We start from the raw sequence: 14,479 nt of genomic DNA on the forward strand, positions 1-14,479 counted from the left end.
AGGCCGGATCGCTGGCCTAACGTTACTTGATGTGCCCGATCGCCCCCGTCTGACCCCCGCCGTCGCCGACATCCGGCGGGCCGTCCGCGCCGGCTTCGACGGGCTCGAGCGCGACTCGCTCGTCCTCGTCGCCCTGAGCGGAGGAGCGGACTCGCTCGCGCTGGCCGCGGCCGTCGCGTTCGAGGCGCCCCGCGCGGGCCTCCGCGCCGGCGCCGTGATCGTCGACCACGGCCTGCAGGAGGGCTCAGCAGGCGTCGCCCGCCGGTCCGCCGACCAGGCGCGCGCTCTGGGCCTCGCGCCCGTCCTCGTCGAGGTCGTCTCGGTACCGGAGGGCGAGGACGGGCCGGAGGCGGCCGCCCGCACCGCGCGCCACCGCGCCTCGCCGATGCCGTCGAGGCGACGGGCGCCGCGGCCGTCCTCCTCGCGCACACCCTCGACGACCAGGCCGAGACGGTCCTCCTGGGCCTCGCGCGCGGAGCCGGAGCCGCGAGCCTGCACGGCATGGCGGCCGCGAGCGGACCGCTGCGCCGGCCACTGCTCGGGATCCGCCGCGCGAGCACCCGCGCCGCCTGCGCCGACGCCGGCCTCGAGCCCTGGGACGACCCCCACAACGACGACCTCCGCTACTCCCGGGTCCGCGTCCGCCGCTCGGTGCTGCCGGTGCTCGAGGACGAGCTCGGTCCGGGCATCGCCGAGGCACTCGCCCGCACCGCCGAGCAGCTGCGCGAGGACGGCGACGCGCTCGACGCGATGGCGCTCGACTGGGCCCTCGAGCTTCGTCGGCCAGAACGACGAGGGGCACGTGACCGTCGACGCCCGAGGGCTGGCGGCCGATCCGCCCGCGCTGCGGCAGCGCATCATCCGCCTGGTCGTCTCGAACGAGTTCGGAGTCGCGCTCTCGCGCGCGCAGACGCTGGCCGTCGCCGCCCTCGTCACCGACTGGCACGGACAGAAGGGCGTCGACCTGCCCGGCGTCCGTCGCGACCCGCTCGGGCTCGGACCTCGTGGTCGCGCCGGCCCGACCGCACTGACCTCTTGCGGACCGGCCGTAGAGTGATCGAGGTGGAAGCAGCCGACATCGCCGACGACATCACCGAGGTCCTCTACACCGAGGCCGAGATCCACGCGCGGATCCGCGACCTGGCTCGCGCGATCGAGCGCGACTACCAGGGCGAGAACCTGCTGATCGTGGGCGTCCTGCGCGGCGCGGTCATGGTCATGGCCGATCTGGCGCGCGAGCTCAAGCTCGACATCGTCATGGACTGGATGGCCGTCTCCTCCTACGGCAGCAGCACCAAGTCCTCGGGCGTCGTGCGGATCCTGAAGGACCTCGACACCGACATCACGGACCGCAAGGTCCTGATCGTCGAGGACATCATCGACTCGGGCCTTCACCCTCTCGTGGCTGCAGGGCAACCTGCGCAGCCGAGGAGCGGAGTCGGTCGAGATCTGCGCGCTGTTCCGCAAGCCCCGCGCCGCCAAGGTCGAGGTCGACGTCGCCTACGTGGGCTTCGACATCCCCAACGACTTCGTCATCGGCTACGGGCTCGACTACGCCGAGCGCTACCGCAACCTCCGCGATGTCGCGATCCTCGCGCCCCACGTCTACGAGTGGCCCGACCTCGCCCGAGCAGCGGGCGGACGTCGCAGCGCAGTCTCGACCTGCTGTTCCGGGCGCCCCTGATCGGGTACCACGCGAGCTATCCGACCTCGGTCGCCGCCGACGCGCCGTTCCACTACTGGTGGCTGGCGCACGCGATCGATGCGGCGGTCGACGCCTTCGAGCGCACCGGAGACGAGACGCACCTCGATCGGGCGCGCCGCGTGCACCGGGCGATCCGGCTCCGCAACGGCGGCCGACTGGTGAACGGCTACTTCGACGACATGATGTGGCTCGGAGGCGCTCTCGCGCGTCTCGGTGCCGCGACGGGCGAGCCGCGCTGGCTGGACCGTGCGGACCGGCTCTAGCGCTTCTCCGTCCGGAAGGGCTGGAACCTCCGCCACGGCGCCAGCCTTCGCCTGGCGCCGCAGGCAGCTCGACTACAAGAACGCCCCGGCGAACGGGCCGTTCGCGATCCTCGGGCTCGGCTCGAGCTGCTGCGTCCCGATGGGCGGGAGGTGCTCGCGCGCGCGGCGTTCGACTGGATGCACGTGCGGCTGCGCGACGACGAGTCCGGCTTCGTCGCCGACGGCATCGGCCGCGAGGGGCTCCGCCCGCGACGACTGGGCCTTCAGCTACAACCACGGCGTCTACATGGGCGCGGCGCTCGCCCTGCACCGCCTGCGACCGGACGTCCGACTCGTCGCCCACGCGGCTCTCACGGCCGAGGACCTCCTCGACCGCCTCGCCCCCGACGGCGTCCTGATCGACCAGGGCACGGGCGACGGCGCCCTGTTCGGAGGGATCGCCTACCGCCACCTCGTCGACCTCGCGCTGACGGAGGGGGTCGCCCCGCGACCGCCGAGCGCCTGCGCTCCTTCGTCCTGGGCAGCGTCGACGCCCTCTGGCGGTCGGGGAGAGGCGCGGAGTCCTGCTCGCCGGCCCCCGCTGGGACGCCCCGCCGACCCTGCCCGCCACCCTCTCGGCCCAGCTCGGCGCCGTCCTCGCCACCGAGGTGGCCGCCCGCCTCCTGCGCCGTCCGCCTGACCCGGCACCGCACGCACCGATCTGCAGGCCCTCCACCCGGGAACGTGCTTGCCTCCGCTCGTCACCGTCCTGCCCGTCCCGGATCCCCTGCAGATCGGACAGCCCCTCCATCGGACCGCCCCCGCCCCCCTAGGGCCGCGATCCGAGAACGCGTGCCAGCGTTGCTCGGCCAGCCCGGCCGAGCCGGACAGCACGACGCATGCCCACGGCGAACGCGCGGCACGCGCCCAGAGTGCGGGAGGTAGCCTGACACTCACATTTCTTCGTCAGAAAGGTGCCGGGTCTCCACCCGCAACATTCATGAACGTCAAGCGCATCTTCCGGGGTCCCATTCTCTACGTCGTCCTCGCGATCGTGGCGGTCTGGATCGGATCCTCTCTGATCACGATGTCCGGATTCCGGCAGATCAGCACGCAGGAGGGCCTCCAGCTCCTGCAGGACGGCCAGGTCGAGTCGGCGAAGATCGTCGACGGGGAGCAGCGCGTGGATCTCACGCTCTCGCAGGCCGACGGCGACAACGGCACCCAGGTGCAGTTCTACTACGTGGCTCCGCGCGGACCCGAGGTCATCGAGGCGGTCACGTCCGCCGACCCGTCGGACGGCTACGACGACGAGGTGCCGCAGACCAACTGGTTCCTGTCGGCGCTCGGCTTCCTGCTCCCGATCCTCCTGATCGGCGCGTTCTTCTGGCTGATGCTCTCGGGCATGCAGGGCGGCGGCAACCGCGTCATGCAGTTCGGCAAGTCGAAGGCGAAGCTGGTCTCGAAGGAGTCCCCGAAGGTCACGTTCCAGGACGTCGCCGGCGCCGACGAGGCGATCGAGGAGCTGCACGAGATCAAGGAGTTCCTCAAGGAGCCGGCCAAGTTCCAGGCGGTCGGCGCGCGGATCCCGAAGGGCGTGCTGCTGTACGGCCCTCCCGGCACCGGCAAGACCCTGCTCGCCCGCGCCGTCGCGGGTGAGGCGGGAGTGCCCTTCTACTCCATCTCGGGCTCCGACTTCGTCGAGATGTTCGTCGGCGTCGGCGCGAGCCGCGTGCGCGACCTGTTCCAGCAGGCGAAGGAGAACTCGCCGGCGATCATCTTCGTCGACGAGATCGACGCCGTCGGCCGACACCGCGGCGCCGGAATGGGCGGCGGTCACGACGAGCGCGAGCAGACGCTGAACCAGCTCCTCGTCGAGATGGACGGCTTCGACGTCAAGACCAACGTCATCCTGATCGCGGCGACGAACCGCCCCGACATCCTCGACCCGGCGCTGCTGCGCCCGGGCCGCTTCGATCGCCAGATCGGCGTCGACGCCCCCGACCTGCTCGGCCGCAAGCGCATCCTCGAGGTGCACGGCCGCGGCAAGCCGCTGGCCGAGGGGGTCGACCTCGAGGTCGTCGCCCGAAAGACGCCCGGCTTCACCGGTGCCGACCTGGCGAACGTCCTCAACGAGGCCGCGCTGCTCACCGCCCGCTCCAACGCGCAGCTGATCGACAACCGCGCGCTCGACGAGGCGATCGACCGCGTCATCGCCGGCCCGCAGCGCCGCACCCGCGTCATGCGCGACAAGGAGAAGCTGATCACGGCGTACCACGAGGGCGGCCACGCCCTCGCCGCCGCCGCGATGCGCCACACCGACCCCGTCACCAAGGTGACGATCCTGCCGCGCGGCCGCGCCCTCGGCTACACGATGGTCCTGCCGCTCGAGGACAAGTACTCCACCACCCGCAACGAGCTGCTCGACCAGCTGACCTACGCCATGGGCGGCCGCGTCGCCGAGGAGATCGTCTTCCACGACCCCACCACCGGGGCCTCGAACGACATCGAGAAGGCGACCGCGATCGCCCGCAAGATGGTCACCGAGTACGGCATGTCCTCGAACGTCGGAGCCGTCAAGCTCGGCCAGTCCTCGGGCGAGATGTTCCTCGGCCGCGACATGGGCCACCAGCGCGACTACTCCGAGCAGATCGCCGAGCGGGTCGACGCCGAGACGCGGCAGCTGATCGAGCAGGCGCACGACGAGGCGTGGCAGGTCATCAACGCCAACCGCGACATCCTCGACCGCCTCGCCGCGGACCTGCTCGAGAAGGAGACGCTCGACCACGACCAGCTGGCCGACATCTTCAAGGACGTGCGCCGCATCGACGAGCGCCCGCAGTGGCTCTCGAGCGACAAGCGTCCGCTGTCCGATCTCCCGCCCATCGCGATCCCCGCCGCCAAGGCGCCGATCGACGCGGGTGCCACCGACGGCGGAGTCACCTCCGCCGGCACCGAGGAGACCGCACCGCAGCGCCCGCCGCTGATCAACCCGCGTCCCGCGACGGCGTAGCCTCCGATGCCCGTCGACAAGGCGCGCATCGAGGCGGCCGTCGTCGAGCTCCTCGCGGCCATCGGGGACGACCCGGGCCGCGAGGGGCTCGCCTCCACCCCCGGCGCTTCGCCGAGGCCTACGAGGAGTTCTTCGGCGAGAGCGACCTCGATCCGGCCGCGCACCTCGACGAGACCTTCGCGGTCGTCGAGGGCGACGCGACGGTGCACCCCGACGGGCAGACCGTGATCGTCCGCGATCTCGCGTTCCGCTCCGTCTGCGAGCACCACCTGCTGCCGTTCCTCGGGGTGGCGCACATCGCCTACCGCGCGGGTGAGCGCGTCGTCGGCCTCGGCCGACTGCCGCGCGTCGTCGAGACCGTCGCCTCGCGGCTGCAGCTGCAGGAGCGGCTCACGGAGCAGATCGCCGACGTGATCCAGACGGGACTCGCTCCCGAGGGCGTCGTCGTCGTCGTCGACGCCGAGCACGGGTGCGTGCGGATGCGCGGCCCGCGCCAGACCCGCAGCTCCACCGTCACGGTCGCCGCCCGCGGCTCCCTCGCCCAGCCCGCCGCCCGTGCCGAGATCATCGCGCTGATCGGCGCCGCGCGAGGGGAGTGACGTGCCTCCCTCCGCTGCGGATCTCGCGCCGCCCGATCGCGCCGCCCTCCTCGGGATCCTGAACGTCACCCCCGACTCCTTCAGCGACGGCGGTCGCTGGTTCTCCGTCGACGACGCCGTGCGCCACGGCATCGGCATGACCCGCTCCAGCGGCGAGGGCCCCGCCTCCTTCGGCGCCGACCTACGTCGACGTCGGCGGCGAGTCCACCCCGCCCTGGGGCGGCGCGGGTCGACGCCGACGCCGAGCAGGCGCGCGTGCTGCCCGTGGTCCGCGCGCTCGCGACGGAGGGGGTGCAGGTCAGCATCGACACGATGAGCGCGTCCACGGCCGAGGCCGCTCTCGACGCGGGAGCGCTCGTCGTGAACGACGTCTCGGGCGGACTCGCCGACCCGGCGATGCTGCCGCTCGTCGCCGAGCGCCGGCGCGGTCTACATCGCCATGCACTGGCGCGGCCACAGTGCCGACATGAACTCCCTCGCGTCCTACTCCGACGTCGTCGGCGAGGTGCGGGGCGAGCTCGAGCGCCGGATCGACGCGGCGCGGGAGGCCGGGATCCGCGACGACCGCCTGATCCTGGACCCGGGCCTCGGCTTCCGCGAAGAACGGCGGGCACGACTGGGGCGCTGCTCGCCCGCCTCGACGCGATCGTCTCGCTCGGGTTCCCGGTGCTCGTCGGGCACTCCCGCAAGCGCTTCCTCGCCCCGTTCGCCCCGTCGACGCCCCGGCCGCCGAGCGGGACGACGTGACCGCGATGCTCAGCCTGATCGCGGCCGATCGCGGCGCCTGGGGAGTCCGCGTGCACGACGTCCGCTCCAGCGCCCGCGCCCTGGCGCTCTCCGCCCGCCTGCACGAGGAGCTCCCGTGACCGCCGTCGACCCCGCCTCCCTCGCCCTCCGCGACTCGATCACGCTGACGGGCCTGCGCGTGCGCGCGCACCACGGCGTCTTCGACTTCGAGCGCGAGAACGGCCAGGACTTCGTCATCGACGCGACCGTGTGGCTCGACGTCGCCCCTGCGGCGGGCGCCGACGCCCTGGCCGAGACCGTGCACTACGGCGAGCTCGCGATCGCGCTGGCGGATGCGGTCACCCGCGACCCGGTCGACCTCATCGAGACCGTCGCCGAGCGCCTGGCCGCCGTCGCGCTCGGCTTCGCCGCGGCCGACGTCGTCCGCATCACGGTGCACAAGCCCGACGCCCCCATCCCGCTGCCCTTCGACGACGTCGCCGTGCAGATCACGAGGGCGCGCTCGTGAGGCCCCGGCAGGAGCGGATCCGCCCCAAGCGCCGCGTCGTGCTCGCGCTCGGCAGCAACCTCGGCGACCGCCTCGCCCACCTGGAGGAGGCGGTGCGCGCACTCGCCACCACTCCGGGTCTGCGCCTGCACGCCGTGTCGAAGGTCGTCGAGACGCCCGCCTGGAAGCTCGACGGCGTCGATCCGGACGCCCCCGGCTACCTCAACGCGGTCGCCACCGGATCGACGACCCTCGATCCCGAGGACCTGCTCGCGGCGACCTCGGCGATCGAGCGCGCCGGCGGTCGGATCCGAGGGCGAGGGCGAGGAGCGCTGGGGGGACCGCACGCTCGACATCGACCTGATCGCCGTCGGAGCGGTCGTCCGCGACGACGCGCACCTCACGCTGCCGCACCCCCGCGCCGCCGAGCGCGCGTTCGTGCTCGAGCCGTGGCTCGACGTCGAGCCCGACGCCGTCCTGCCGGGGCACGGTCCGGTCGCCCTCCTCCGCGCCCGCGCGACCGACCCGGTCAGCCCCTGGCCGGAGGCGATAGCGTGGCGGGACGCCCGCCCCCGGGCGCACCGACGAGCACCGCCCCCGGCACGTCCGACACCGAGAGCAGCACTCCGTGAAGCGCACCCGACTCCAGCACCCTGCTCGGCCTGGGCCTCGCCGGCGCCGTGGTCGGCTTCCTCCTCGACCTCGCCATCGCCTCCTCCGGCCGCGCCGTTCTCGTGCCGCCGCTGACGGTGCCGCTGACGCTGGTCGTCGTGGCCGCGCTGGTGCTCGGCTTCGCGATCCCGATTCACCGCGCCACGAAGGGGACGCTGCGGCGGCGCATCGACCCGTTCCGCGCGATGCGGGTCGTCGTGCTCGCCAAGGCCTCGAGCCTGGTCGGCGCGCTGCTGCTCGGAGCCTCCGGCGGGATCCTGCTCTACCTGCTGAGCCGCGCGGTGGTGCCTTCGCTATGGCTCCGTGTGGCAGGACGTCGCCACGATCGCGGGATCGATCGTCCTGCTGGTGGCCGGACTGGTCGCCGAGCACCTCTGCACCATCCCGCCGAGCGATGACGACGACGACGCAGTAGTCGGCGAGGCGAACCACGCCTGACGCCGGCTCCGGGCCCGCCGCCGACAGGAGTACCCGAGCATGACGGACGAGTCGCGCCCCCAACCGGCGCCCGAGCCCCGGCCGTCCGTCGACGCTCCCGCCCGAGCCGCGGCACGGATCCGAGCCGCAGCCGCAGCCGCTGTCGCGCCGCGAGGCCGGGCGCGAGCAGGAGGCGCAGCGGGGTCCGCTCTGCGCCCGTCGCCCCGAGCGCTCCCGGCACCCGGCTCGAGGTGACGGGGGAGTGGCGGCGCGTCTCGCCGAAGTACGTCGCCGTCGAGTTCGTGCAGGCGATCGTCTCGAGCGTCGTGCTGCTGATCGCCCCTGTGGTGCTGCTGCTGATCGAGAGTCGGCTGGGCCTGGATCGCGCTCGTGGCCGCCGCCGTGCTCGCCGTGACCCTCCTGATCGTCGCTCCGCGCCGGGCCCGCTCCTACGGCTACCTGCTGCGCGCCGACGACCTGCTCTTCCGCCGCGGCATCATGTTCCAGCGCTTCGTCTCGGTGCCCTACGGCCGGATGCAGCTCATCGACGTCAACCGGGGCCTGCTCGCCCGGGCGCTCGGCCTCGCCGATCTGCGCTTCGTGACCGCGGCCGCCGCGACCGGCGTGAGCATCCCCGGCCTCGTCGAAGCCGAGGCGGAGGAGCTGCGCGACCGCCTCGTCGCGCTGGCCGAGTCGCGCCGGGCCGGACCAGTGAGCGGCGCCGCCGAGGAACACGTCCGCGGCATCGAGACCGACCTCGCCGACGGCGAGTGGCACCGCCTGCATCCGGCGACCCCCGTCCTCAAGGGCGGCATCGGACTGCTCGTCGTCCTGGGCATCCTGATCACGAATCTGCGCGAGCGCCTCGTCGAGTTCTTCCTGCCCGCGCCCGGCGGCTACGAGAGCGGGGACCCCGTCGACCAGCTGGTGGACCGCGGGCTCATCGGCTGGGCGCTGCTGGCGGTCGCGGTCGGACTCGCCGTCGCCGTGCTCGCCTTCTGGCTCTCGTGGCGCATGCACACCTTCCGCATCACCGACGAGGTGGTGGAGGTGCGCTCGGGCGTGCTGTTCCGGACGAACCGCCGCGCGCGCCTGGACCGCATCCAGGGCATCGCGGTGCAGCGTCCGCTCGTCGCGCGGCTCGTCGGCGCCGCGAAGCTCGAGGTCGGCGTCGCCGGCCAGGACGCCAACGTGCAGCTCTCGTATCTCGGCTCCCGCCTCGGTCGACGCCCTCCGGCGCGACATCCTCCGCCTGGCCTCCGGGGTCCGCGAGCGCGAGGCGGAGGTGCCGGCGCCGTGCCTGCCGGCGGCTTCCTCGCCCGCAGGATCGAGGAGTTCGGCGAGGCGGACGACGGCACGCCTCCCGAGTCCGTGGTGACGATCCCACCCGGGCGACTGCTGGGCTCGCTCGTCTTCAGCGGATTCACGCTGTTCCTCGCCGCGGCGATCGTCGCGGTGGTCCTCGTGGCCGTCCAGGGCACTCCCGTCGTCCTGTTCGCGATCCTGCCGGGCCTGATCGGCTCCGGCAGCTACTACATCCGCAAGTTCGTGCGCTCCCTGCGGTACTCGATCTCGGGCACCGCCGACGGGGTGCGCGTGGGCTACGGCGTCTTCTCGACCAGCAGCGACACGCTCCCGCCGGGCCGCATCCACGCGGTCGAGATCGCCCAGCCGCTGCTCTGGCGCCCGTTCGGCTGGTGGCAGGTCAGGATCGACCGGGCCGGCCACGCGGCGTCCCAGGGGCCAACGGCGAGCCGAACACGACGATCCTGCCGGTGGGCGATCTGCGCGACGTCGAGAAGGTGCTCGGCCTGCTGCTGCCGGGGGCGGCGGAGGGAGCGGAGGCGACCCCCGTCGGCGATGCGCTGCGGCAGCGCGACGCGGCCGGCTTCACGAGCGCGCCCCGTGCGGCCGCCTGGCTCCGTCCCTCGTGGCGCCGCACCGGCTACCGCCTGACCGAGGACGTGGCGGTCCTGCGCAGCGGAGCGGTGTGGCGGCACGTCGTGGTGGTCCCGCTCGCCCGGATGCAGAGCATCGGCGTGCAGCAGGGTCCGCTCCAGCGCCTGCTCGAAGTCTCGTCGGCGCACGTGCACACCGTCGCCGGTCCCGTCACCGCGACGATCCCGGTGATGGGCGCCGCCGACGCCCTGGCCTTCTTCGAGAGGCTCTCCCGGGCGGGCGTCCGCCGCCGAGCGCGACGGGAGCCACCTGTGGGGGCGCCGCGCCGCATCCGCATCCGCACCCCTGGCCGGCGCCCTCGCCCTGGCCCGCTCCGGAGGGGGAGCCCCATGCCTGACACCCGCCGTGACGGCCGCCTCGGCGTCGGAGTGATCGGAGCCGGCCGCGTCGGACCCGTGCTCGGAGCGGCGCTCGCGAACGCCGGCCACGCGATCACCGGAGTCGCCACCACGAGCGAGACCGGCCGCGAGCGCGCCGACGCGCTGCTCCCGGGCGCCCCGATCCTCGCGATCCCGGACCTCGTCGAGCGCAGCGAGCTCGTGGTGCTCGCCGTGCCGGGGGACGAGCTGGGCGCGCTGGTGGCGGGGCTCGCCGCGGCGGGCGTCTGGCAGCCCGGGCAGCTGGTGCTGCACACGGCGCCCGAGCACGGCTACGGCGTGCTCGCTCCCGCACTCGCAGGAGGGGCGATCCCGCTCGCCGTGCACCCCGCGATGGCGTTCAGCGGCACGAGCCTGGACCTCGCCCGCCTCGCCGAGACCTACTTCGCGGTCACGGCCCCCGGACCCGTGCTCCCGATCGCGCAGGCGCTCGTCGTCGAGATGGGCGGCGAGCCCGTCACCGTGGCCGAGGCCGACCGCGCCGCCTACGCGGAGGCCGTCTCGACCGCCACCACCTTCTCCGAGCGCCATCGTCGATCAGGCGGCGGGCCTGCTCGCGGGCATCGGCGTCGAGAAGCCGGGCTTCTTCCTCTCGAGCCTCGTGCGCTCCTCCGTCGACGACGCCCTGCGCCGCGCCGCCGGCCGAGAGCCGCCCCTTCGTGCCGATCGAGCAGCCCCGGAGGGGCGGTCTCCAGGCCCCCGTCGCCCGGGAGTACCGCCCGGGCGCCGCCGGCAGCATCGTCCGGGTGATCAGCACCATCGAACGCGTCGACGCCCTCCGCGAGCGGCTGGCCGAGCGCGGCGCGCCGGATCCCGCATCGCCCTGGTCCCCACCATGGGAGCGCTGCACGAGGGGCACCTCGCCCTCGTCGACGCGGCGCGCGGAGCGCCGACCTCGTCGTGGTCTCGATCTTCGTCAATCCGCTGCAGTTCGGCCCCACCGAGGACCTCGACCGCTACCCGCGCGACCTCGCCGCCGACACCGAGCTGCTGGAGGCCGAGGGCGTGGACGTCGTGTTCGCCCCGACCGTCGCCGAGATGTACCCCGACGGCCCCTCCTCCACCCGAGTCGTCGCCGGGCACGTCGGCACCCTCTACGAGGGCCGCTCCCGCCCCGGTCACTTCGACGGCATGCTCACCGTCGTCGCGAAGCTCCTGCACATCGTGCAGCCCGACATCGCCGTTCTTCGGGCAGAAGGACGCGCAGCAGCTGTTCCTGGTGCGCCGCATGGTGCGCGACCTCGACGTCCCGGTCACGATCGAGGCCGTCGAGACGGTGCGCGAGGAGGACGGCCTCGCGCTCTCGAGCCGCAACCGCTACCTCGACGCCCGCGAGCGCCGAGCGGCCCGCACGATCCCGCACGTCCTCGAAGCCGCCGCGTCGGCGGCCGACCGAGGGATCGACGCCGTGATCGCGGCCGCGCAGTCCGCGGCGATGGGCGAGTCGCTGGTTAAGCTGGACTACCTCGTCGTCGTGAACCCGGCGACGCTCCTGCCGGTCGACGACGACCATCGCGGCCCGGCCCTCGTGCTGGTCGCCGCGATCGTCGGATCCACCCGGCTCCTCGACAACGGTCCGATCCTGCTCGCCTGATCGCGTCCCTCCGCCCCCGATCGAAAGCACCTGCGCCCCGACATGGCCGACACCCCCGACGCCCCCGTGACCCCCGACGAGCTCTCCCCCGAGGAGGCGTCGGAGCAGAAGGCCGTGCGGCTCGCCAAGCGCGAGCGCCTGATCGAGCGCGCGGGCGAGGACCTCGGCGGCGGTGCGTACCCGGTCGCCGTCGGAGTCACCGACACGATCGCCGCGGTGCGCGCGCGCCACGAGGGCATCGAGCCGGACGTCCGCACGGGCGAGAAGGTCGGCCTCCGCCGGCCGCGTCGTCTTCCAGCGCAACACGGGCAAGCTCTGCTTCGCGACGCTGCAGTCCGGCGACGGCTCCCGCATCCAGGCCATGGTCTCGCTCGGCGACGTGGGCGAGGAGTCGCTGGCCGCCTGGAAGGAGCTCGTCGACCTCGGGGACCACCTGTTCGTCGAGGGCGAGGTCATCTCGAGCAAGCGCGGCGAACTGAGCGTCTGGGTGTCCGACCGGACGATCGCCGCGAAGGCGATCCTCCCGCTCCCGAACCTGCACAACGAGCTCGGCGACGAGACCCGGATGCGCCAGCGCTACCTCGACCTCATCGTGCGCCCGCAGGCCCGCGAGACGGTCGTCACCCGCGCGGCGGTCAACGCGTCGCTCCGCAGCACCTTCACCTCGCACGGCTTCCTCGAGGTCGAGACGCCGATGCTGCGGGTCATGCACGGCGGCGCCTCCGCCCGTCCGTTCGCCACGCACTCGAACGCGTTCGACACCGAGCTCTACCTGCGCATCGCGCCGGAGCTCTACCTCAAGCGCGCCGTCGTCGGAGGCATCGACCGCGTCTTCGAGATCAACCGCAACTTCCGCAACGAGGGCGCCGACTCCACGCACTCGCCCGAGTTCGCGATGCTCGAGGCGTACCAGGCGTACGGCGACTACACGTCGATCGCCGACCTGACCCAGGAGCTGATCCAGAACGCGGCGCTCGCCGTCGCCGGATCTCACGTGGTCACGTGGGCCGACGGCACCGAGTTCGACCTCGGCGGCGAGTGGGACCGCATCTCGATGTACGAGAGCCTCTCGCAGGCCGCCGGCATCGCGATCACCCCCGAGACCCCGATCGTCGAGCTCGAGACGCTCGCCGAGCGCGAGGGCGTCGAGGTGCGCACGTGCCGACCCACGGCAAGTACGTCGAGGAGCTGTGGGAGCACTTCGTCAAGGGCGGGCTCACCGCCACCTTCGTGCTCGACTTCCCGGTCGACACGTCGCCGCTCGTCCGCGCGCACCGCAGCATCCCGGGCGTCGTCGAGAAGTGGGACCTGTACGTCCGCGGATTCGAGCTCGCCACCGGCTACTCCGGGCTCATCGACCCCGTCGTGCAGCGCGAGCGCTTCGTCGAGCAGGCGCGCCAGGCGGCGGCCGGCGACGACGAGGCGATGCGACTGGACGAGGACTTCCTCCGCGCCCTCGAGCGACGGCATGCCGCCCACCGGCGGCATGGGCATGGGCATCGACCGCCTGCTCATGGCGATCACCGGCCTCGGGATCCGCGAGACGATCCTGTTCCCGCTGGTCAAGTAGCCTGGTTCGGCGGCGGAGTAGGTCCCCGCCGCGAACGACGACGGCCTCCTGGCCGGACGGGGAGACGTGGTCCGCGCATCCAGCATCGTCGCGATCGCCGTCGCGGGCGTGCTCACCGTCGCCCAGTTCGGCGTCGGCACCGTGGTCGCCGGCTCCGTGCTCGCCGACTCGGCGGACCTCGGCACGGCCGTCGCCGACCAGCGCGCGGCCGAGTCGTTCACGCCCGACGCCGTGATCGAGGGCTTCGCCGAGCGGACGGCCATGTCGACCCGCGGACGGGCCTTGTACTACGCCTCGCACCTCGGTGGAGCCGACGTCCGGCTTCAACGAGCTCTGCGGCTACGGCGCTTCGGACGAGATCGTCCTGGGCTGCTACACCGGCACCGACATCTTCATCTCGGACGTCGACAACCCCGATCTCGACGGCATCCGCGACGTCACGGCGGCGCACGAGATGCTGCACGCCGCCTGGGTCCGACTCGGCGACGACGAGCGGAGCGAGTTGGGTGCGGAGGCTCGAGACGGCGTACGAGGGCCTCCCCGAGGGCGGCGAGATCGCCGAGCGCCTGGAGCTGTACCGCACCGGCGGCCCGGGCGAGCGCGTCAACGAGCTGCACTCCATCCTGGGCACCGAGGTCGCCGACCTGCCGCCCGCGCTCGAGGCGCACTACGCGCAGTTCTTCACCGATCGCTCCGTCGTCGTCGGCTTGAACGAGCGCTACGAGGCCGTGTTCACCGATCTCGAGAACCGCATCACCGATCTGGTCGCCCGGATCGACGCGATGTACACCGACCTCACCGCCCGCGTCGACGCGAACAACGCCGAGTACGACGCGCTGAACGCCGAGATCGACGCGTTCAACACCCGCGCCGACAGCGGTGACTTCTCCTCCGAGGCGGCGTTCGACGCCGAGCGCGCGGAGCTGCTGGACCGCGGCGAGGAGATCGACGCGACCCGCGACGCCATCGACGCGGACATCGCAGAGTACGACGCCCTCCGCACCGAGCTCGAGGGGCTGAACGCCGACGCGTCCGCCCTCAACCGGTCGCTCGAGAGCCGCTGACGCTCGTCCGGCGGCCATCCCCGGCTCGGGTAC

Annotated in this window: 13 protein-coding genes and 8 pseudogenes; all 21 read left to right on the plus strand. The window is 73.1% G+C overall.

What is annotated here, in order from left to right; all coding sequences use genetic code 11:
- Positions 1-31: 31 nt before the first annotated feature.
- The 21 genes and pseudogenes from tilS to AC0CII_RS19330 all read left to right on the plus strand — a co-directional run bounded on the left by tilS (position 32) and on the right by AC0CII_RS19330 (position 14,446).
- Positions 32-1,057: pseudogene (gene tilS / locus AC0CII_RS19230) on the plus strand (tRNA lysidine(34) synthetase TilS).
- Positions 1,058-1,062: 5 nt separating this feature from the next.
- Positions 1,063-1,612: pseudogene (gene hpt, locus AC0CII_RS19235) on the plus strand (hypoxanthine phosphoribosyltransferase); the annotation flags it as partial.
- A complete protein-coding gene (locus AC0CII_RS19240; RefSeq protein WP_465230342.1) occupies positions 1,612-1,968 on the plus strand; it encodes a hypothetical protein in 357 nt (118 codons plus the stop codon). The pseudogene hpt and the gene AC0CII_RS19240, both read left to right, overlap by 1 nt.
- A complete protein-coding gene (locus AC0CII_RS19245; RefSeq protein WP_465230343.1) occupies positions 1,952-2,647 on the plus strand; it encodes a hypothetical protein in 696 nt (231 codons plus the stop codon). Before AC0CII_RS19240 ends, AC0CII_RS19245 begins: the two co-directional genes overlap by 17 nt.
- A 300-nt stretch (positions 2,648-2,947) precedes the next feature.
- Positions 2,948-4,960 (plus strand): ATP-dependent zinc metalloprotease FtsH, encoded by a 2,013-nt coding sequence (gene ftsH / locus AC0CII_RS19250; protein ID WP_207407817.1) that lies wholly within the window; start codon positions 2,948-2,950, stop codon positions 4,958-4,960.
- 6 nt (positions 4,961-4,966) lie between these two features.
- Positions 4,967-5,559 (plus strand): annotated as a pseudogene (gene folE / locus AC0CII_RS19255) (GTP cyclohydrolase I).
- 1 nt (position 5,560) lies between these two features.
- Positions 5,561-5,875, plus strand: coding sequence for a dihydropteroate synthase (locus tag AC0CII_RS19260; RefSeq protein ID WP_465230344.1), 315 nt, complete (start codon positions 5,561-5,563; stop codon positions 5,873-5,875).
- The gene (locus tag AC0CII_RS19265; protein WP_465231015.1) at positions 5,824-6,306 is read left to right on the plus strand and encodes a dihydropteroate synthase; all 483 of its coding nucleotides are present in this window, start codon (positions 5,824-5,826) and stop codon (positions 6,304-6,306) included. Before AC0CII_RS19260 ends, AC0CII_RS19265 begins: the two co-directional genes overlap by 52 nt.
- Positions 6,303-6,425 carry a hypothetical protein gene (locus AC0CII_RS19270; protein WP_465230345.1) on the plus strand — a complete coding sequence of 41 codons (123 nt, stop codon included), beginning with the start codon at positions 6,303-6,305 and terminating at the stop codon, positions 6,423-6,425. Before AC0CII_RS19265 ends, AC0CII_RS19270 begins: the two co-directional genes overlap by 4 nt.
- Positions 6,422-6,814, plus strand: coding sequence for a dihydroneopterin aldolase (gene folB / locus AC0CII_RS19275; protein ID WP_307786248.1), 393 nt, complete (start codon positions 6,422-6,424; stop codon positions 6,812-6,814). Before AC0CII_RS19270 ends, folB begins: the two co-directional genes overlap by 4 nt.
- A gap of 92 nt (positions 6,815-6,906) precedes the next feature.
- A pseudogene (locus AC0CII_RS19280) lies at positions 6,907-7,047 on the plus strand (2-amino-4-hydroxy-6-hydroxymethyldihydropteridine diphosphokinase); the annotation flags it as partial.
- A gap of 109 nt (positions 7,048-7,156) precedes the next feature.
- Positions 7,157-7,540, plus strand: a complete 384-nt coding sequence (locus AC0CII_RS19285) for a hypothetical protein (protein WP_465231016.1) — start codon at positions 7,157-7,159, stop codon at positions 7,538-7,540.
- On the plus strand, positions 7,474-7,863 hold the full coding sequence (locus AC0CII_RS19290; protein ID WP_465230346.1) for a DUF3180 domain-containing protein: 390 nt from the start codon (positions 7,474-7,476) through the stop codon (positions 7,861-7,863). Before AC0CII_RS19285 ends, AC0CII_RS19290 begins: the two co-directional genes overlap by 67 nt.
- Before the next feature lie 281 nt (positions 7,864-8,144).
- Entirely contained in the window at positions 8,145-8,297 is a 153-nt protein-coding gene (locus AC0CII_RS19295; protein ID WP_465230347.1) for a hypothetical protein, read from the plus strand.
- Positions 8,273-9,838, plus strand: coding sequence for a PH domain-containing protein (locus tag AC0CII_RS19300; RefSeq protein WP_465230348.1), 1,566 nt, complete (start codon positions 8,273-8,275; stop codon positions 9,836-9,838). The genes AC0CII_RS19295 and AC0CII_RS19300 overlap by 25 nt, the downstream gene beginning before the upstream one ends.
- Positions 9,839-9,870: 32 nt before the next feature.
- A pseudogene (locus AC0CII_RS19305) lies at positions 9,871-9,987 on the plus strand (PH domain-containing protein); the annotation flags it as partial.
- A gap of 183 nt (positions 9,988-10,170) precedes the next feature.
- Positions 10,171-10,858: pseudogene (locus AC0CII_RS19310) on the plus strand (Rossmann-like and DUF2520 domain-containing protein); the annotation flags it as partial.
- 123 nt (positions 10,859-10,981) lie between these two features.
- Positions 10,982-11,812: pseudogene (gene panC, locus AC0CII_RS19315) on the plus strand (pantoate--beta-alanine ligase); the annotation flags it as partial.
- A 42-nt stretch (positions 11,813-11,854) separates the two neighbouring features.
- A pseudogene (lysS, locus tag AC0CII_RS19320) lies at positions 11,855-13,382 on the plus strand (lysine--tRNA ligase).
- A gap of 66 nt (positions 13,383-13,448) precedes the next feature.
- Positions 13,449-14,093, plus strand: coding sequence for a hypothetical protein (locus AC0CII_RS19325; RefSeq protein WP_465230349.1), 645 nt, complete (start codon positions 13,449-13,451; stop codon positions 14,091-14,093).
- Positions 14,090-14,446 (plus strand): hypothetical protein, encoded by a 357-nt coding sequence (locus AC0CII_RS19330; protein WP_465230350.1) that lies wholly within the window; start codon positions 14,090-14,092, stop codon positions 14,444-14,446. The genes AC0CII_RS19325 and AC0CII_RS19330 overlap by 4 nt, the downstream gene beginning before the upstream one ends.
- Positions 14,447-14,479: the final 33 nt, after the last annotated feature.

It is taken from the genome of Rathayibacter sp. AC182 (genome assembly GCF_979253875.1).

Bases quoted from the DNA above. Each gene is read 5' to 3' on its own strand.
- ftsH (WP_207407817.1), top strand. From the start codon at position 2,948: ATGAACGTCAAGCGCATCTTCCGGGGTCCCATTCTCTACGTCGTCCTC.